This is a genomic window from Pseudarthrobacter xylosi (assembly GCF_055412765.1).
Genome location: NZ_JBVAYT010000001.1, coordinates 798,229 through 816,899, shown reverse-complemented (window position 1 = coordinate 816,899; position 18,671 = coordinate 798,229). Strand labels below are relative to the sequence as shown.

The window sequence follows — 18,671 nt, the reverse complement described above, 5'->3', positions numbered from 1 at the left end:
CAGTCTAGCGTTGGCGCCCGGATCGCGCTGTGACGCACTAAACATGGCGACGGCGGCTGTTTCCCCTTCCTGTTCCCCGCCCGCCCGGCAAATGACCGGGCGATCCGGCACCTACCCGGACGCGCCGCCGTCGTCCGTCCTTGCTACTGAGATGGCGGTGGCTGCGAGCGTCTCGCGGGCGGCGAGGATGGCCGGCCGCTGCGCGCTGGCGCGGCGCACCGACGTGAACACGGTCCTGCGCGGATGCCCCGGCAGATCCAGCAGCCGGGCGGTGGTGCCCCGCCCCGTCCAGACGAGGTCCGGCATCAGCCCCACGGCATTTCCGGACTCAATCAGCCTGATTTGCGCCTGCAGGTCCGCTGTTTCGAAGCGCACATCGGGCTCGAACCCGGCACTCCGGCAGGCCTGCTCTGCCCAGTGCCGGGAGGCTGCGCCGCGGGGCTCCATCACCCAGGCCAGCGTGGCAGTGTCCTCCAGCGTGGTGATGGGCGGCCGGCTGGAATCCAGCGGCGGAACGGCCAGCCGGATCGCGTCAGTGGTCAGCTTGATGCGGTCCAGCTCCGGGTACCGCGGGGCGGCGTGACCCGGATACTGTTCGGCGATGACCAGGTCAAAATCGCGTGCCCACGTCTCATGAAGGGCCGTTTCGGGTTCGCGCTGGATCATTTCGATCCGGACCTCCGGGTACTCCGCCGTCATCCGCGAGAGCGTGTCAGGCATCAGGGCCAGGGCCGCAGACTGGAAAACGGCAATCCGGACCGTGCCAGTGACGGTGGTCAGCGACGCCGCCAGGTCCGCCTCCGCCTGCTCCATGGTCTCGAGCAGCTGGGCCGTGTGTGCCACCAGGACTTCGGCCTGTGGCGTCAGTTGCACGCGGCGCCCCGTTTTACGGAGCAGCTCCACGCCCACTTCCTTTTCCAGCAGGGCCAGCTGCTGGGAGACCGACGACGGGCTGTACTGTAGTGCCTCCGCCACCTCCGCCAGCGTGCCGCGGATCTTCAGTTCGCGGAGAAGCCGCAGGCGACGGACATCGAGCATGGCCACATTCCTTGATGAATCTAATGGATATTGGTTAGAAGTAGTCACTTTATCTAACGCAATTGCGCTTGCATACTGGTGTACCTGAGTCACCCCCGTCACAGCCCCTCCCCGGGGCGCCGTGACGGGGCCGCATCCCACGCAGGAGTTCCTGATGAGCCCTAAAGATATGACCCAGTCGATCATGCGGCGCAAACCGCTCGACGACATCGAAGAAGAGAACAAACACAGCGGCCTGTTCAAGTCCCTCGGGCTCTGGCAGCTCACAGCCATCGGCGTCGGCGGCATCATCGGCGTCGGCATCTTCTCCCTCGCGGGCCTGGTGGCCGCGGGCAGCGAAGGAAACCCCGGGGTGGGGCCCGCCGTGCTGATCTCGTTCCTTATTGCCGGGTTGGCGTCCGCTGCGGCAGCGTTGTCGTACGCGGAATTCGCCGGCATGATCCCCCGGGCCGGCTCGGCCTACACCTACGGCTATGTTGCGCTGGGCGAGGTGATTGGATGGTTCATCGGCTGGGACCTGCTGCTCGAGTACATCGCGATCGTCGCCGTAGTGGCCATTGGCATCTCCGGTTACCTGGAGGCGTTCCTGTCCGGAATCGGTATCCACCTGCCTGTGTGGATGACCTCGACGGCGGATGAGGGAACGGGTGGCATTGTCAACATTCCCGCCATCCTGGTCTGCCTGCTGGTGACGTGGATCCTGTCCCGTGGAACCAAGGCCTTCGGCCGCTTCGAACTGTATGCAGTAGCCATCAAGGTTGTCTTGATCCTTTTCATCATCGGGCTCGGCATCTTCTACATCGACACCAACAACTACAACCCGTTTATGCCCAGCGGATTTGGGCCGGTCCTGGCGGGATCGGCAACAGTGTTCTTTGCGGTGTTCGGCTACGACGCCATGAGCACCGCGGCCGAAGAGGCCACGGACGGCAAGAAGCACATGCCCAAGGCCATCGTCCTGTCCCTGATCATCGCGATGCTCCTCTATGTTGCGGCCACCCTGGTTCTCACCGGAATGCAGAACTACAAGGACATCGACCCCAAGGCCGGCTTCGCTTCCGCGTTCACCGGGGTGGGCCTGCCCGTTATTGCCACCATCATTTCCGTCTTCGCCGTGCTGTCCATCCTCACGGTGATGCTGACCTTCCTCCTTGGTGTCACCCGCGTCTGGTTCTCTATGAGTCGCGATGGCCTGCTGCCCGGCTGGTTCGCCAAAACGGACCGGCACGGTACGCCGCAGCGCGTCACCTGGATTGCCGGCGTCGCCTCCGCGCTGCTGGCCGGAGTGTTCCCCATCAAGGCCGTCGCGGACCTCACGAACATCGGCATCCTGGCCGCATTCGTCGTCGTTTGCTTCTCGGTGATCGTGTTCCGCTACAAGAAGCCGGACGCCCCGCGCACCTTCCGCCTGCCGCTGATGCCGGTCATTCCCGCGTTCGGTGTGCTCGCCTCCGCGTTCCTCATGTTCCAGCTGCACTGGGAGACCTGGGCGCGGTTCGGCATCTGGCTCGTCATCGGCCTGGCCATCTACTTCTTCTATGGCCGCAAGCACTCGTTGATGAACCCGGACAGCCCGCGCCACGAGGAAGCCGTGGGGATGCACCGCCCGCTCAGCTGACCCCGGCGTCCCCGCCGGCCGCCCATCCCGGACGCTCTCTCACTTAAAGTACGTTTTTCCCTAACGCTCTTCCACTTTCGGGGCGCGAACGACGAACCCTGCGGTCGTATGGTTTTCTGAGACAGCTTGATGGGAGCTCCACTTCAGATGACCACGCCCAGAAAAAAGTACGATGCCGCTTTCCGTGAGGAAGCAGTGCGGCTGGTTTTGTCCACGAACCGTTCGGTGAAGCAGGTCGCCGAAGAGATCGGGGTGAAGGAAAGCACGCTGGGGAACTGGCTCCACCGGCATCGGGAACGTCAACCGAACGCCCCTGTCCCGCCCGAGGACAGGGGCCCGGTCGCTTGGGACGAGCACCAAAAGGCGTTGGCCGAAAACGCCAGGCTGAAGGCCGAGGTCGAGTTCCTGGGAAAAGTCAGCGCCTTCTTTGCCGCGAAGCAAAAGTAGAGAATTTCTACGAGTTCATCGAAGCGGAGAAGGCCAAGCATTCAGTGGTGTGGCTGTGCCGGGCGTTGAAGGTCTCCCGGGCCTCGTTCTACCGGTGGCGCAAGCCCTCGGGCCCCTCGCCGCGCACGGTCCGGCACCAGGAGCTGGCCGCGAAGGTCACCGGCCTCTACACGAAGGAGGCCGGCCGCGCCGGCAGGGACCAGTTAACCCTGCTGCTCAACGCGGCCGGGGTGAAGGTCTCGGCCCCGACCGTCGGGGCCATCATGCGCGAGAACAGCCTGCGTGCCATCCGCACCCAGGCCTGGAAACGGACCACTCTCCAGGACCCGCAGGCCAAAACCGCCCACATCGAAAACCACATGCTCGATCCCCAGGGCAAACGGGACTTCAGCGCCGCGGTGCCCGGGACCCGGCTGGTCGGAGACATCACCTACCTGCGCACCGGCGAGGGCTGGCTCTACCTGGCCACCGTCATCGACCTGTTCTCCGGCATGGTGATCGGCTGGGCCATGGCCGAACACATGCGCGCCAGCCTCTGCACGACGGCCCTGAGAATGGCCCGGAACCACGGCCACTTCGCCGCGAAAGACGTTACCTTCCACTCCGACCGGGGCACCCAATACACCTCCGAAGAGTTCCAGAGATGGTGCAGCCACAACGGGGTCACCCAGTCGATGGGCAAGGTCGGAGTGTGCTGGGACTGTCAGACTGTTTTTGTCGAATCATCAGCCGTAGATTCGGAAGTCCTGGTCGTCACGGCTTGACCCTTGTTGGGATAGACCCTCGGGTGTCTTTGCGTTGATCTGTCAGCCCGGCGACCGGGCAGCAACAAACACTGCCGCCGGGCAGGGCGTGACCTGATAGGAGCCTGGAGCCAGCATTCGACAGCGTCCCCATGACAGTCCTGTCCACCCGCCGGCGACAGCGTGATATCCACGTTATCCGGCAGGAGGCAACACGCACCATGGCACCAGATACCCTCGTACCCGCCCGCTCAGGACACATAGTCATTGGCGTCGACACGCACAAACACGTGCACGTCGCCGCCGTCATGGATCCGATCGGCGGCATCCTCGACACCCTGACAGTGACCACCGATTCAGCCGGCTTCGGCCAGCTGCTCGGCTGGGCTGTTTCGTTCGGCAAAATCATCGCGTTCGGAATCGAAGGAACCGGCTCCTACGGCGCCGGACTGACCTCGTTCATCCGCAGGCAAGGACACAAGGTGGTCGAAGTGAACCGCCCCGACCGGCGCATGCGCAGGCTCGCCGGGAAATCCGACACCCTCGACGCGGAGAACGCCGCCCGCGCAGTGCTCGCCGGATTCGCGACCGCTGTCCCGAAAACCGCTGACGGGACCGTGGAAATGATCCGCGAACTCAAGATCGCCCACGACACCGCCGTGAAGGACCGCTCCGCGGCCATGGTCACACTCAAAGCCATGCTCATCCATGCCCCGGAACAGATGCGAAAGGACACGGCAGAGAAAACACAGATCATGCTCGCCCGCTATCTGGGCGCCCTGCGTCCCCGGGCCCTGGACACCCCCGAGGACTCCATCCGTCACGCCCTGCGCTCGATCGCCCGGCGTTGGCAGAACCTGGATGCCGAGGCCAAGGAACTGGCCGGCATGATCGAGAACCTAGTCACCCGAACCGCGCCCCAACTGCTGGACGCCTACGGAATCGGCCCCGACACTGCTGCCGAGATCCTGATCGTCGCAGGAGACAACCCCGAGCGCATCCACTCCGAGGCCGCCTTCGCCAAACTCGCCGGCATCAGCCCCATCCCCACCGGCTCCGGCATGACCTCTGGCCGCCACCGTCTTAACCGCGGCGGACACCGGCAACTCAACGCAGCCATCTACCGCACAGCGATCGTGAGGATGAAATTCCACGAACCCACCATTGCCTACGTCGCCCGTAGAACCGCCGAAGGAAAAACCAAACGCGACATCATCCGCTGCCTCAAGCGCTACATCATCCGCGAGGTCTACCACCTACTCAAGCCCACCCCGGCGACCGGCGTAATCGCGGGTTGACAACTATAGGAGCATCAACGCGGTCGCCGAGAACTTCTTCTCCCACCTCAAAACCGAGTTCTACCACCACCAACGCTTCGGTTCCAGGCTCGCGGCCCGGACCGCCGTGATGGACTACATCGAAGGCTGGTACAACCGCCGCCGACCCAACCGCCGAGCCGGCGGCGCACCACCAGTAACCGCCCACACCGCTTACCAAACCACCGTTCAGGAACTCCTGGCCGCCTAACCAACAACAACGACGACCTGTCTCAAAAACTTGACGACCGCACCCTCTCTCACGTCCTGTGGGGGAGGGTGCGGTCGTTTATGTCGGCTTTCCGTGAAGTGAGAGAGGGTTGCCCGAAAACCCGCGTTAAGTGAGAGAGGGTTGCCCGAAAACCCGCGTTAAGTGAGAGAGCGTTTGGCCAAAATGAGGGGATTTCCTGACCGTTCGGACGGCAATTCAAAGCATTGAGTTTTCTAACCTGTATTGCTCAGAAAACATCGCTTTATCTTATGTGACCGGAAGTTCATACTGGTGGAAAGAACGACCTCACCAACGGAAAGAACGAGTGTTAGATATGACCAACATTTCAACGGAGCCCGGCGTCTTCACCGGGAAGACGGCCGCCGAACCGGCCGTTGCAGCCACGTCCCACGTGCCCGAAGCCCAGGCCCTAGCCGGGGAAGCGATCGGGCTGGTGCGCCACTGGTTGACGGAAGCCGCCAAGGTCCCCGTGGATGCCTCCGCTGAACAGCTAGCCGGCGTTCTGAAGGACCCCAACGGGCTCGACTTCACCGTAGGCTTCGTGGACGGCGTGGTCCGCCCCGAAGACCTCCGGGTCGCCGCCCGCAACCTCGCCGCCCTGGCGCCCAAGGTCCCGGCCTTCCTGCCCTGGTACATGCGCAGCGCCGTCCGCCTCGGCGGCACCATGGCACCGGTCCTGCCGCAGGTGGTCATTCCGATCGCCCGCCGCGTGCTCCGCGAGATGGTGGGCCACCTGATCGTTGACGCCACCGACGCCAAGCTGGGCCCGGCCATCGCCAAGATCCGCAAGGACGGCATCAAGCTCAACGTGAACCTCCTCGGCGAGGCTGTCCTGGGCGAGCACGAGGCGTCCCGCCGGCTCGCGGGAACCCACACGCTGCTGGCCCGCCCGGACGTGGACTACGTCTCCATCAAGGTGTCCTCCACCGTGGCCCCGCACTCCGCGTGGGCGTTCGACGAGGCCGTGGAGCACGTCGTGGAGAAGCTCACGCCGCTGTTCACCAAGGCCGCGTCCTTCGCCGGCGCCGGGAAGACCGCCAAGTTCATCAACCTGGACATGGAGGAATACAAGGACCTGGACATGACCATCGCGGTCTTCACCCGGATCCTGGACAAGCCCGAGTTCAAGAACCTCGAAGCCGGCATCGTCCTCCAGGCCTACCTCCCGGACGCCCTCGCCGCCATGATCCGCCTTCAGGGCTGGGCCGCCGAACGCCGTGCCCAGGGCGGTGCCGCCATCAAGGTCCGTGTGGTCAAGGGCGCCAACCTGCCCATGGAGCAGGTCGAATCCTCGCTGCACGACTGGCCGCTCGCCACCTGGAACACCAAGCAGGACTCTGACACCAACTACAAACGCGTCATCAACTACTCGCTGCACCCGGACCGGATTAGCAACGTCCGGATCGGCGTGGCCGGCCACAACCTCTTCGACATCGCCTTCGCCTGGCTGCTCGCCAAACAGCGCCGTGTGGAGTCCGGCATCGAGTTCGAGATGCTGCTGGGCATGGCGCAGGGCCAGGCCGAAGCGGTCAAGAAGGACGTGGGCTCGCTCCTGCTCTACACCCCGGTGGTGCACCCGGCGGAGTTCGACGTCGCCATCGCCTACCTGATCCGCCGCCTCGAAGAAGGCGCCAGCCAGGACAACTTCATGTCCGCGGTGTTCGAACTCAGCGAAAACGAAGTGCTGTTCGAGCGCGAGAAGCAGCGCTTCCTCGCCTCCCTGGACACGCTCGACGACGAGGTCCCCCCGGCCAACCGGCAGCAGAACCGCAGCCTCCCGCCGCTGCCACTGCCGCACGATTCGTTCAAGGACACCCCGGATACGGACCCGGCGCTTCCCGCCAACCGTGACTGGGGCCGTGCCATCCTGGACCGCGTCCAGGCCTCCACCTTGGGCAACGCCGCCGTCGAGGCCGCCACCATCAAGGACGCGGACACGCTCAACGCCGTCATCGCCACCGCTGTAGAAAAGGGCAAAGCCTGGGGCGCGCTGACCGGCGACGAGCGCGCAGAGATCCTGCACCGTGCAGGCGACGTCCTCGAGGCCCGCCGCGCCGACCTCCTGGAGGTTATGGCCAGCGAGACCGGCAAAACCATCGACCAGGGTGATCCCGAGGTTAGCGAAGCCGTGGACTTCGCCCACTACTACGCCGAGTCCGCCCGCAAGCTGGAAAGGGTCGACGGCGCCACTTTCGTCCCAGCGAAGCTCACCGTGGTGACGCCGCCGTGGAACTTCCCGGTCGCCATCCCGGCAGGGTCCACCCTCGCGGCACTCGCCGCCGGCTCCGCCGTCGTGATTAAACCCGCCAAGCAGGCCCGCCGCAGCGGTGCCGTGATGATCGAAGCACTCTGGGAAGCCGGCGTCCCGCGCGACGTGCTGACCATGGTCCAGCTGGGCGAGCGTGAACTCGGCCAGCAACTGATCTCGCACCCCGCCGTGGACCGCGTGATCCTGACTGGCGGCTACGAAACCGCCGAGCTGTTCCGCTCCTTCCGCAAGGACCTGCCGCTGCTTGCCGAGACCAGCGGCAAGAATGCCATCATCGTCACGCCGAGTGCGGACCTGGACCTGGCCGCCAAGGACGTGGCGTACTCGGCATTCGGGCACGCCGGCCAGAAGTGCTCCGCCGCGTCCCTGGTGATCCTGGTGGGCAGTGTGGCTAAATCGAAGCGGTTCCACAACCAGCTGGTTGACGCCGTTACCTCGCTGAAGGTGGGCTACCCGCAGGACGCCACCAGCCAGATGGGCCCCATTATCGAGCCCGCAAACGGCAAACTGCTCAACGCCCTCACCACCCTCGGCGAAGGCGAAACCTGGGCCGTGGAACCGCGAAAGCTCGACGAAACCGGCCGCCTCTGGAGCCCGGGCGTGCGCTACGGCGTCCGCCGCGGGTCCTACTTCCACCTCACCGAATTCTTCGGGCCCGTCCTGGGCGTTATGACCGCTGACACGTTGGAGGAGGCCATCGAGATCCAGAACCAGGTGGAGTACGGCCTCACCGCCGGCCTGCACGCCCTGGACCCGGACGAGCTCGGCATCTGGCTGGACTCCATCCAGGCTGGAAACCTCTACGTGAACCGCGGCATCACCGGCGCCATCGTGCAGCGCCAGCCGTTCGGCGGCTGGAAGAAATCCGCCGTCGGGGCCGGCACTAAAGCCGGCGGACCCAACTACCTCGCCGGCCTCGGCGACTGGGCCAACGCGGAAGCCTCAGCCTCGGCAGCCGTCACCAACGCGGACGTGGGCCGCATTCTGAACGCCGCCGCAGAGGCCCTGGATCCGGCGGAGCGTGAGTCGCTCCAGCGCTCCCTGGGCTCTGATGCCCTGGCCTGGGCCGACGAGTTCGGCACCGCCAAGGACGTTTCCGGGCTGAGCGCGGAGCGGAACATCTTCCGCTACTGTGCGCTGCCCGTCACGGTGCGGCTCTCCGAAGGTGCCCCACTGGCCCACCTGGCGCGGACTGTCGCCGCCGGGGTCCTGGCCGGGTCGGCACTAACCGTGTCCACCGCCGTCGAACTTCCCGCCCAGCTGCGCGCCGTGCTGACCGGGCTGGACGTCAACGTGACTGTGGAGTCCGACGCCGGCTGGCTGGCTTCGGCGGCCCGCCTCGCCAAGGCGGGCAAACTGTCCGGGGCGCGGATACGCCTGATCGGAGGAGACGCCACCGCACTGGCCGAGGCCACTGACGGGCGTCCGGACCTGGCGATCTACGCCCACGCCGTCACTGAGGCCGGCCGGGTGGAGCTGCTGCCGTTCCTGCACGAGCAGGCCATCAGCATAACGGCCCACCGGTTCGGCACCCCGAATCACCTCTCGGATGCGCTGATCTAGGGGCTGATTCAGGCCGGATACAGGGCGGCCAAAGACCCGAGAAAACACGAAAAGGCCCGGTGGCCGCCTTCGGGCGGTTGCCGGGCCTTCGCTATTGAATAGTTAAGTAGTGATCAGGGGCTGCGCCGGGGCGAGCCTGGAGACCGTTGAAAGTTAGCCCAGATACCAGCCTGGGGGAGTCCACGATGCAGGAACATTGTGGGCGGAGAAATTTTCGCAACGGGTGCAGGTGTAGGCGACTTCGCCCAGTGTCCTGACCGCCCCGTCACGCCGGTACGCCGGTGGAATGTAGGACTCGAGATAAACGAACTCATCCGTGCCGCACTTGTCGCATGTGGGCTTGCCGATGTACTCGGCGGCCCGCGAAATGCCGGTGCTGTGGCTGGAATGATGGGTGACCAGCGGCCGTGCAGTGCTATGTCGCTGGGTATATACAGTGTCTAAATGGGTGTTCTCGGCTGTCGTCATTGGCTGCCTATCCCGAGTGCGGCCGCATCATGGGCTGCAGGGCGCACTCGTAGTGTTGAACCGGCCACTGCTTGACCCCATGGATAATCCAGCATAGAGGAGGCGGGCTTTTACTTCAATGGTTCGTTTCCAGCCCTGAATCCTGCGGCAAATTCGGTCAGACCGACTTTTTGAGCGTCCGCCCGACGATGGTCTGGGTCAGCGCGTCGATTACTTCGGCGTTGGCCAGCGGGTTGCGGATCAGGGTGAAATCGACGTCGCCCACCGGCGGCAGGTCGAACCGGCGGGTGATGATTTTCAGGTCTTCGGGAACCAGCGACGTCGGCATCACGGCAACGCCGATGCCCGCCCGGAGTGCCGCCAGGACGCCACTGATCTGCCGGGTGGTGCAGGTGATCCGCCAGGTCCGGCCGCTTGATTCCAACGCATCGATGGCCAGTTTCCGGCTCAGGCTGGGGGAGGGGTAGGCGATCAGCGGTATGGGATCACCGGGCTCCAGGGACGTCTGCTCCAGCCCTACCCAAGAGAAGGTGTCGTGCTGGACCACCGTGCCGTCCTTGACGCCGGCCACCCACTTCACAAACACCAGGTCCAGCTGGCCCGCGTTGAGTTTCTTGTATAGCTGGTCGCTCTGGCCCACGGTGAGCTCCAGGTTGATCTGTGGATAGACCTGCCGGAACTCACGAAGGATCCGGGGGAGGCCGGTGATGGCCAAATCATCGGCGGTGCCGAAACGCAGCCGGCCCCGCATGGCCGAGCCGGAGAAGTAGCGGGTGGCGGCATCGTGGGCCGCAAGGATGGTGCGGGCGAAGCCGGCCATCGCGTCCCCGTTGTCCGTGAGCCGGACATCGCGGGTGTCCCTGCTGACGAGGATGCGCTTGGCGGCCGTCTCCAGTTTGCGGACATGCTGGCTGACGGTTGGCTGCGCCAGGCCCAGGCGTTCCGCTGCCTTGGTGAAGCTGAGCGTCTCGGCCACAGCAAGGAAGGAGCGGAGCTGGGCGGGTTCGAACACGATGGACTCCTTGGCTGCCGGCCGGCTGTTCACCCACGTCAGAGGGGGAAATATTACGCTTTGTAATGGTAGTTATAGACGCGATAGGGCTACATAATCACCTGGAACCAGCCTAGCGTGGGAAGCATCCCAGTCCGCCCGCTTCCCTGAGGACATCCCTGTGGCACCCCCTTCGCCAACGTCGGCAACCGTCAGCCAGCCCGTCATCGACTCCGCCTCCGCGTCCGCTTCCGCCGCTTCCACCCAGACCCAGCCCATCGCCGCCGTCAGTGAACACCTTCCCTGGCGGCACACGTTTATCTCCCTGCGAGTCCCCAATTTCCGCATCTTCGCAATCGGGCACTTTGTGGCGGTCATCGCCCTTTGGATGCAGCGGATCGCCCAGGACTGGCTGGTGCTGGAACTGTCCGGTTCCGTCACCGCCGTAGGCATCACGGTGGCGCTGCAGTTCATGCCGTCGCTGCTTCTGGGGCCGTGGGGCGGCATGATGGCGGACCGGTTCGCCAAGCGCCGGATCCTGATCCTGTGCCAGAGCCTCGCCGCGGTCCTCGCGGCGGCACTCGCAGTGCTTGCCCTGACCGGAGCCATCGAAGTGTGGCACGTGTACGTCATCGCACTGCTGCTGGGCCTGGTCACGGTACTGGATCAGCCCGCGCGCCAGGTGTTCGTCAACGAGCTGGTAGGTCCCAGATACCTCCGGAACGCCATCAGCGTCAACTCCACCACGTTCCAGCTGGGCGGCCTGATCGGCCCGGCACTGGCAGGACTGCTGCTCACCGCCGTGGGCGCCGGCTGGGCCTTCGCCGCGAATGCACTGGCGTGCTGCTCCACCGTGACCATGCTGCTGCTTCTGCGCAAGGACGAGCTGTTCCTCAGCGCTCCAGCCCCCAAGAAAAAGGGCATGCTGCGTGAGGGGCTGCAATACGCGCTCAGCAAGCCCACCATCTACTGGCCATGGTTGATGGCCGGCTTCATCTCCGTCTTCGCCATGAGCCTGCCCGTCCTGCTCGCCGCCTTCGCGGACCGCGTGTACGACGTCGGTGCAGGCGGCTATGGCCTGTTGAACGCCCTGGTGGCACTGGGTGCGTTGGCCGGTGCTGTCGCATCGACCAGGCGCCGCCAGTTGCGGCTCCGGTCCGTGGTTTTCTGCGCCGGAATGTACGGCCTGATGCTGTGCCTGGCCGCGCTGGCGCCGTCCATGGTGTGGTTCAGCGTGGTGATGGTCCTGTCCGGGTTCTGGTGCCTGATGTTCCTGACCGGTTCCAACCAGCTGGTCCAGATCAGCTCCAACATGGGCATCCGGGGCCGGGTCATGAGCCTTTACATCATGGTGCTGATCGGCGGCCAGGCTATCGGCGGGCCCATGCTCGGCTGGATAGCCGAGCATGTGGACCCGCACGTGGCACTTATGGTCTCCGGCGGGGTGCCGGCGCTCGCCGCGGTGACTGTCGGCGTCGTCCTGGCCCGAAAGGGCGCGTTGGCGCTCAGCGTGGACCTCAAGGACCGCCGCCATCCGGTGCGGATCGTCAGCCGGGTGGCTGCGTAAAAGCCCGGCGAAGAAGGCACGAACTAAGCGCCGCGGCCCTTGGGTGCAGGCTAGGCCGGCGGGTTCACCCTAGGCCGGCAGGGGCCAGCTAGGCCGGCAGGTGCGGGTAATCGGCCCCGCGCCGCTGGAACTCCAGCACGTCCTTGTTGAGGACCACACCCTCGCGGATCTCGATGGAGCGGGCAATGGTTTCGTTTCCGTCCCACGCCTCCGGGCCGCCGATGACCGTCTCAAGGAACGGCAGTAGGGCCTGGCTGATCTCCCAGCTGGAAGAATTCCAGAGGTAGGACGGGCTGTGGTCCACCGCGTAGTAGTTGATGTGGTCGCCGATGGTGAACATCGGTTCGGCGAACGTGGTGGAACGCGCCCAGCTGAAGCCCATGCCCTCGTCGCAGGACACATCGACCACAAGGCTGCCCGGGCTGAACGCCGCGAGGTCCTCAGTCCGCAAGTACGTCAGCGGATTGTTCGGGTCCTGCAGCGTGCAGTTGACCACGATGTCGCTTTCGGCCAGGAACGGCGCCAGCGGAACCCGGCCCCGCTCAGTGATGACCTGGCTTAGGAAGGGGGCCTTGTCGTCGTGATCAAACTGGACAATGTTGACCGAGTGGATCGGGGCGCCGACGGCGGCGACTCCCCGGTTGGTGAGCACCTGGACATCGTGGATGCCGTGGGCGTTCAGGGCGGTCACGGCGCCGCGGGCGGTAGCGCCGAAGCCGATCACTACGGCACTGAGCCGGCGGCCGTAGTCGCCGGTGGATCCGGTGAGCGAGAGCGCATGGAGGACCGAGCAGTACCCGGCCAGCTCGTTGTTTTTGTGGAACACGTGAAGTCCGAAGCCGCCGTCGCTTGCCCAGTGGTTCATCGCTTCGAAGGCAATCAGCGTGAGCTTCTTGTCGATGGCCAGCTGCGTGATGGCACGGTCCTGGACACAGTGCGGCCAGCCCCAGAGGATCTGGCCGTCCCGCAGTTCCGCGAGGTCCTCGGGCTGCGGCTTGGGCAGGAGGACGACGTCGGCCTCCGCCAGCAGTGCTTCCTTGGTGGCCAATTTGCCCACCAGTGTTCCGAGGTGGGCATCCGAGACGCCGAAGCGCTCGCCGTAGCCCTGCTCCAGGATGATGCGCTGGCGCAGTTCCGGAGCGATCCGCTCGAAATGCAGAGGGTGGATGGGGAGGCGGCGTTCGTCCGGTTTCCGAGTGGAGGCCAGGACGCCCAGGGTCAGGTGGCTCTGTTTGCCACTCACTTCTTTTTTGCGGCCTTGGACGTGACGTCCAGGGAGGTGGCTGGGGCTCCGGCGGCCCGCTTGTCGGCGCGCTTTTCCTTGATGGACTTGCCGGCTTTTTTGGATGCTGCTTGACGCGGGGACTTGTCAGCCATGATTGCTCCTGTAGCGGAACCGAAGAGGTTCCTGACTTCTGACGATACACGGCAGGGCCTAACGGCCACCGGAGGATGACGGTACAAGAGTTGGAACCGACCCGCCGGCGCGCCGGCCATTGTGCCCGCGGGTTTCCGGTGTGAAAATGGCGCTCTGGGCACTGTGCGGGGCAGGCCTGCGGAAGTACGGAACAGCATCATGGGAACCATCACGATTGAAAGTACGGTCCTTGTCCCCTGTGGCCGTCCGGAGGTCTACGCGTTCTGCGTGGATGTCCAGGCTCGCTCGGCACTTCCCGGCCAGGAGGGGGCGGTGTTCCATGTCGACCACCAGGTGGCTGAGAGGTCCTGGACCGAAACACACGAAACCCGTACCGAGACCATCACCTGTTCCTGCGTGGTGTATCCCGTCGCGGACAGCACCCGGCTGACCGTGACTGCGCAGTACGCTCCCAAGGGGATCGGGCGCATGTTTTCCGGGGCCAAGGAGGGCCCCGGAAACAGGAGGCGGCGAGGCTGGCGACGCTGAAAAAGGCTGTGGAACGGGACATCAGGAAGGCCCGGAGCAGCTAGGAATCGCTGCGGTGCTGCGAAGACTGGTTCGCAGACTTTGGAGCGGCTGACGGGAATCGGACCCGCGTATCAAGCTTGGGAAGCTAGCGCTCTACCATTGAGCTACAGCCGCATCGCCCCGTTTTGAGCGGGGCAGAACTTAGCTTAGCGCAGATGCGATCCAGCGTCCGCAACCTTGGCCACGCACCGGCCGCGTGTCCGCCGGGATGGAAGGTACCCGCCGCGTCATCCAGTAACTCTTCAATAACGGCGCCGCCGGTGGCTAGGTCCGGGGCGGACCGAGTGGCTACTCTGAACCCGTTAGCTGCGGTTTCATGGGGGAGGGGCGGGCTACCACTGACCGCCGCTAACTAAGGACTCCCATGGCATTTGCAGAGCACGAGGTACTTATCCGGTGCGACGCAATGAGTGTGTATACGTTCCTGGTGGACGGAATGAACCTTCCGCAATGGCGCAGAGGCATCCGCAGCATTGACCTGGTGTCCGGTGCCGCGGGAACCAAGGGTGCCGTCTACCGGCAGACCACCACGGGCCGGTCAGGCCGGACCATCCCCTCCGATTTCGAAATAACGCAGGCCAGGCCGGGCGCCGAGATCCAGTTCCGGGTGATCTCCGGACCGTCGCAGCACTCCGGCGGCTATTACCTGAGCACCGAACTGGCCGGCACCAGGGTCAGGTTCGCCCTCGAATACCAGCCCAAAGGACTCCTGGGCCTGATGAATACCGGCATCCAGCGCACCATCAAGGCCGAAGTGTCCCAGCTCGCGCGGCTCAAGGATGTCCTGGAATTACGGTCGGCGGCCTGAGGGCTACTGCGCCAGCCGCTGGCCCGCCCAGCTTCCGGCGATGTTCGACGGCGACGCCAGAGTGCCCGTGCTCAGGTTCCAGTACTGCACCACGTCATTGCCCCGACGCAGTGCCACTCCCGTGGAGTTCATGGCTGTCACGTCACGCAACGGACGGATTCCGGTGACATCAGCCCAGCCGGTGGTCACGGTGGGGCGGGCTTCGGCGCGTGGCGCCGGAGTGCCGGCTCCGCGGTAAAGCAGCACACCGCCGTCGGACTTTACGGCCAGGAGATCCTGGAAACCGTCGGCGTCATAGTCCACCATGGCGAGCTTCCTGGCCGATACGCCGCTGGCTATCTGGGTGCGCGCGGACATATCTCCCGCGCCCGCGTTCGGGTAGAGGAACAGGGTGCCGGCGGTATCCAGGGCGACCAGCTGGGGAAGCCGGTTGTTGGCACACCAGCCGCCCACGGCCAGCGTCATGGTTTCCCAGCCGGACTGGCCGAGGGTCACAGAAGCGCCGAAGCCGCCGCCCGCGAACCCCGGATGGAGCGTCAGCCTGCCATCGTTCCACTGGGCGAGGATGTCGTAGGTGCCATTACGGTCCCAGTCGGTGACGAAGACTTCCTTGACGTTGCTGAAAAAGGAGTTGATGACCTTCGCCGGGCCGAAGGTCCTGTTCCCGGTGGAGGGACGGTTGATGAGCTCGCCGCCGCTGTTGACCGAGACGAGGTCGGCGGCACTGTTGATGGATGCGCTGCTTAGATCCAGGGTGGGTGGCATGTGTTTGACGGCGGGATCGCACACGGTGGGTGCCGGGGCGGGGAACGCGCCCCCGCCGGCGGAACTGCCTCCAGGGGAGGTGACGGTGCCGGCGGGCAGGGTGGCGTAGCCGAAAAAGTTAACCACGCCCCAGATCGTGTAGAGGTTGTTGGTGTAGGAGATCCCGGCGCCCATGACGTTGAACCGCGGATCGAGGAGCATCGCGTTGTGGCCGGGCGAGGTTTTCCACCATTCCACCAGCATTGCAGCGTTGCGGTCAGTGCGGATGGCGATGACCTCGCCGGCGCTGGTCGGGTTCAGGGCCCGGGGGTCGGTCCAGAAGCTGGCGCGGTGCTCAATGACATCCCGGGACGCGATGCTGTTGGACCACTCCTGAGACATGCCGGCAACCGTGGGGTTGTACTTGACCGGGGCCAGGCTATTGGCCGCCCGGTACTTGTTGATCTCGTTGAAAACCGTGAGGATGGCGGCCGTGTTGTTGTCCGGCACCAAGGCCTCGGTGCCAAGGGATTCGGTAGTGAGGGATTGCGTCGCTGGGGCCGGCGGGGTAGGGGCCGCAGTTTTGTTGTGCGCCAGTTCAGCGTCGGGGGCCCAGAGGGGTGGGAGTGAGGGCGGGTCGGGCGCGACTGGTTCGGAGGCGGCGGTCACGGGTGCAGCCGCCGTCGCCGCCGGTGGCACCGTTGCGGCGCGTTCCCCGGCGGGCGAGGCCGGTGTGACCACCGGTTCCACGGCTGGGGCGAGCAGGGACCCGAGGCCGGTATCCCCGTCCGCTGCGCCGTCGTCGTCGTCCGCTGTTCCCGCCGGGCCCAACGTGACCGTTCGCGGCCCTGAAACGCTCGCGGCCTGCAGGCTGGGCTGATCCGCCAGTGGGCCGGAATACATGCCGGCGGCCGGGGATACGAGCGCGAGAGCACACAGCATCGCCACAACGGCGGGCGCCGCAAATTTATTCAAAACCAACCCCAGATCAGTTCAGTTGTACCAACCGGGAGACCATCCGGTGGCTGTCATTCTGAGGCAACATTAGCCCCAGCAGGTGACAGCTACAACGAAAATGTGTGCGGTGTGGACAACGCATAGTAATTTGGGACGGTGCTGATCTCTGACCGCGACATTCGTGCCGAACTAGACTCCCAACGGATCGTCCTCGAACCGTACGATCCCGCGATGGTCCAGCCGTCGTCGGTGGACGTGCGGATCGACCGGTTTTTCCGACTCTTCGACAACCACAAGTACGCGCATATTGATCCTGCGGAAGAGCAGCCCGAGCTGACCCGGCTGGTGGAAGTGGAGAGCGGCGAGCCGTTCATCCTGCACCCCGGCGAGTTTGTGCTGGGCTCCACCTACGAGACCGTCACGCTGCCTGACGATATTGCTGCGCGGCTGGAAGGCAAGTCCTCGTTGGGCCGCCTGGGCCTGCTCACTCACTCCACCGCCGGGTTCATTGATCCGGGATTTTCCGGCCACGTCACGCTGGAGCTGTCCAACATGGCCACGTTGCCCATCAAGCTCTGGCCCGGCATGAAGATCGGCCAGCTGTGCTTCTTCCGGCTGACCTCTGCTGCTGAGTTTCCCTACGGTTCCGGCGAATACGGCAACCGTTACCAAGGCCAGCGCGGGCCGACAGCCAGCCGCAGCCACCTGAACTTCCACCGCACCGAGGTCTGAGCGCCCTCAGCGAGGGGTTGGTCGAAGCGTAAGTGGTTGGGCCGGGGCCTACGCCTTCGCGGGCAACCGGACCGGCCCACCGAGGGCCTTCAGTGCCGGCTCCACATAGCGCGCAGCCAGCGGCCCGAGGATGGCCATGATCAGCACGTAGGCGGTTGCCAGGGCGGCGAGGTCGTCCGGGACCACGCCTGACGCTACGGCCAGCCCCGCGATCACGATGGAGAATTCGCCGCGGGCAATCAGGGCGGCGCCGGCGCGGAATCGCCCCCGACGGGCAATGCCGGCCCGCTTCGCGGCCCAGATGCCAGTGAGCATCTTGGTGGTGGCCGTGATGACCGCCAGGATCAGGGCCCAGCCGAGCACGGGCGGGATGGTGGTCGGGTCTGTGTTGAGCCCGAAGGCTACAAAGAAGATGGCCGCAAAGAGATCCCGCAGCGGTTCCAGGATCCGGGTGGCGCTGTGGGCGGTAGCCCCCGAGATGGCGATGCCCAACATAAAGGCGCCCACTGCGGCCGAAACCTGCAGGGCGGACGCGACGCCCGCCACTAATAGCGCAGCCCCCAGCAGGTTGAGCAGGAAGACCTCGGAATTTTCGCTGTGCACGGCCTGGGACACCCGGTGGCCGTGGCGGAGCGCCACCATCAACACCACGGTGACCACTGCCAGGGAGATCCCCACGGTGGTGAGCCCGCCCAGGAAGCCGACGCCGGCCAGGGTGGCGGTGAGGATGGGCAAGTAGACGGCCATGGCCAGGTCCTCGAACACAAGAATGGACAGCACCACGGGGGTTTCGCGGTTACCGATCCGGCCCAGATCCGTGATGACCTTGGCGGCGATCCCGGAGGACGAGATGTAGGTGACACCGCCCATAACCATGGCGCCGACCAGGCCCCAGCCAAGCAGGAGCGCCAGTCCTGCGCCGGGGATGAAGTTCAGCACCAGGTCAAGAACACCGGCCTGCCAGGACCTGCGCAGACCGGTGAAAAGCTCGGCAGCCGTATATTCCAAACCGAGCATAAGCAGCAGCAGGATCACGCCGATTTCACCGGATAGATGTGCGAACTCGTGCATGCCTTCGAGCTTGACCACACCGCCTGCGCCGAAGGCGAGTCCGCCTACGAGGTAGAGCGGGATGGGTGACATTCCGATCCGTCCGGCCAGCCTGGCCAGGAGGCCAAGGCAGAACACAACGGCCCCCAGTTCAATGAGGGTCAGGGCCAGCGGGTCCAT

General features: G+C 65.1%; 16 protein-coding genes and 1 tRNA gene. 10 read left to right on the top strand and 7 right to left on the bottom strand.

Features of this window, described 5'->3' with window-relative positions:
- Positions 1-111 precede the first annotated feature (111 nt).
- On the bottom strand, positions 112-1,038 hold the full coding sequence (locus tag ACZY1F_RS03850) for a LysR substrate-binding domain-containing protein (RefSeq protein WP_463940332.1): 927 nt from the start codon (positions 1,036-1,038) through the stop codon (positions 112-114).
- A gap of 154 nt (positions 1,039-1,192) precedes the next feature.
- Here ACZY1F_RS03850 and ACZY1F_RS03845 point away from each other — a divergent pair, with 154 nt between their 5' ends.
- The 6 genes from ACZY1F_RS03845 to ACZY1F_RS03820 all read left to right on the top strand — a co-directional run bounded on the left by ACZY1F_RS03845 (position 1,193) and on the right by ACZY1F_RS03820 (position 9,226).
- A complete protein-coding gene (locus tag ACZY1F_RS03845) occupies positions 1,193-2,656 on the top strand; it encodes an amino acid permease (protein ID WP_463940331.1) in 1,464 nt (487 codons plus the stop codon).
- Between the two features lie 147 nt (positions 2,657-2,803).
- On the top strand, positions 2,804-3,103 hold the full coding sequence (locus tag ACZY1F_RS03840) for a transposase (RefSeq protein ID WP_463940330.1): 300 nt from the start codon (positions 2,804-2,806) through the stop codon (positions 3,101-3,103).
- The gene (locus ACZY1F_RS03835) at positions 3,001-3,867 is read left to right on the top strand and encodes an IS3 family transposase (protein WP_463940329.1); all 867 of its coding nucleotides are present in this window, start codon (positions 3,001-3,003) and stop codon (positions 3,865-3,867) included. Before ACZY1F_RS03840 ends, ACZY1F_RS03835 begins: the two co-directional genes overlap by 103 nt.
- 200 nt (positions 3,868-4,067) lie before the next feature.
- On the top strand, positions 4,068-5,144 hold the full coding sequence (locus tag ACZY1F_RS03830; RefSeq protein WP_463940328.1) for an IS110 family RNA-guided transposase: 1,077 nt from the start codon (positions 4,068-4,070) through the stop codon (positions 5,142-5,144).
- 13 nt (positions 5,145-5,157) lie between these two features.
- On the top strand, positions 5,158-5,373 hold the full coding sequence (locus ACZY1F_RS03825; RefSeq protein WP_463940399.1) for an IS3 family transposase: 216 nt from the start codon (positions 5,158-5,160) through the stop codon (positions 5,371-5,373).
- A gap of 334 nt (positions 5,374-5,707) precedes the next feature.
- Positions 5,708-9,226 (top strand): bifunctional proline dehydrogenase/L-glutamate gamma-semialdehyde dehydrogenase, encoded by a 3,519-nt coding sequence (locus tag ACZY1F_RS03820; RefSeq protein ID WP_463940327.1) that lies wholly within the window; start codon positions 5,708-5,710, stop codon positions 9,224-9,226.
- A gap of 625 nt (positions 9,227-9,851) precedes the next feature.
- Here ACZY1F_RS03820 and ACZY1F_RS03815 read toward each other — a convergent pair.
- Positions 9,852-10,706: a LysR family transcriptional regulator gene (locus ACZY1F_RS03815; RefSeq protein WP_463940326.1), complete on the bottom strand. Its 855-nt coding sequence runs from the start codon at positions 10,704-10,706 to the stop codon at positions 9,852-9,854.
- A 160-nt stretch (positions 10,707-10,866) separates the two neighbouring features.
- Between ACZY1F_RS03815 and ACZY1F_RS03810 the strand changes: the two genes are divergently transcribed.
- Positions 10,867-12,252, top strand: coding sequence for an MFS transporter (locus ACZY1F_RS03810; protein ID WP_463940325.1), 1,386 nt, complete (start codon positions 10,867-10,869; stop codon positions 12,250-12,252).
- Positions 12,253-12,340: 88 nt separating this feature from the next.
- Here ACZY1F_RS03810 and ACZY1F_RS03805 read toward each other — a convergent pair whose 3' ends face one another.
- Together ACZY1F_RS03805 and ACZY1F_RS03800 are read right to left on the bottom strand one after the other, a co-directional pair.
- Positions 12,341-13,495 (bottom strand): N(5)-(carboxyethyl)ornithine synthase, encoded by a 1,155-nt coding sequence (locus tag ACZY1F_RS03805; protein WP_463940324.1) that lies wholly within the window; start codon positions 13,493-13,495, stop codon positions 12,341-12,343.
- Positions 13,492-13,629 carry a hypothetical protein gene (locus tag ACZY1F_RS03800; RefSeq protein WP_185261864.1) on the bottom strand — a complete coding sequence of 46 codons (138 nt, stop codon included), beginning with the start codon at positions 13,627-13,629 and terminating at the stop codon, positions 13,492-13,494. The genes ACZY1F_RS03805 and ACZY1F_RS03800 overlap by 4 nt, the downstream gene beginning before the upstream one ends.
- A 199-nt stretch (positions 13,630-13,828) precedes the next feature.
- Between ACZY1F_RS03800 and ACZY1F_RS03795 the strand changes: the two genes are divergently transcribed.
- Entirely contained in the window at positions 13,829-14,158 is a 330-nt protein-coding gene (locus tag ACZY1F_RS03795; RefSeq protein ID WP_463940323.1) for a hypothetical protein, read from the top strand.
- 82 nt (positions 14,159-14,240) lie between these two features.
- On the opposite strand, the gene ACZY1F_RS03790 is transcribed toward ACZY1F_RS03795, so the two are convergent.
- Positions 14,241-14,314: transfer RNA gene (locus ACZY1F_RS03790), tRNA-Gly, on the bottom strand.
- A gap of 250 nt (positions 14,315-14,564) precedes the next feature.
- Between ACZY1F_RS03790 and ACZY1F_RS03785 the strand changes: the two genes are divergently transcribed.
- Positions 14,565-15,008: an SRPBCC family protein gene (locus ACZY1F_RS03785; protein WP_463940322.1), complete on the top strand. Its 444-nt coding sequence runs from the start codon at positions 14,565-14,567 to the stop codon at positions 15,006-15,008.
- Between the two features lie 3 nt (positions 15,009-15,011).
- Here the strand turns inward: ACZY1F_RS03785 and ACZY1F_RS03780 are convergent, their stop codons facing one another.
- Entirely contained in the window at positions 15,012-16,727 is a 1,716-nt protein-coding gene (locus ACZY1F_RS03780; RefSeq protein ID WP_463940320.1) for a CAP domain-containing protein, read from the bottom strand.
- Between the two features lie 138 nt (positions 16,728-16,865).
- Between ACZY1F_RS03780 and dcd the strand changes: the two genes are divergently transcribed.
- Positions 16,866-17,441, top strand: coding sequence for a dCTP deaminase (gene dcd / locus ACZY1F_RS03775; RefSeq protein ID WP_463918869.1), 576 nt, complete (start codon positions 16,866-16,868; stop codon positions 17,439-17,441).
- 48 nt (positions 17,442-17,489) lie between these two features.
- On the opposite strand, the gene ACZY1F_RS03770 is transcribed toward dcd, so the two are convergent.
- Positions 17,490-18,671, bottom strand: coding sequence for a cation:proton antiporter (locus tag ACZY1F_RS03770; RefSeq protein WP_463940319.1), 1,182 nt, complete (start codon positions 18,669-18,671; stop codon positions 17,490-17,492).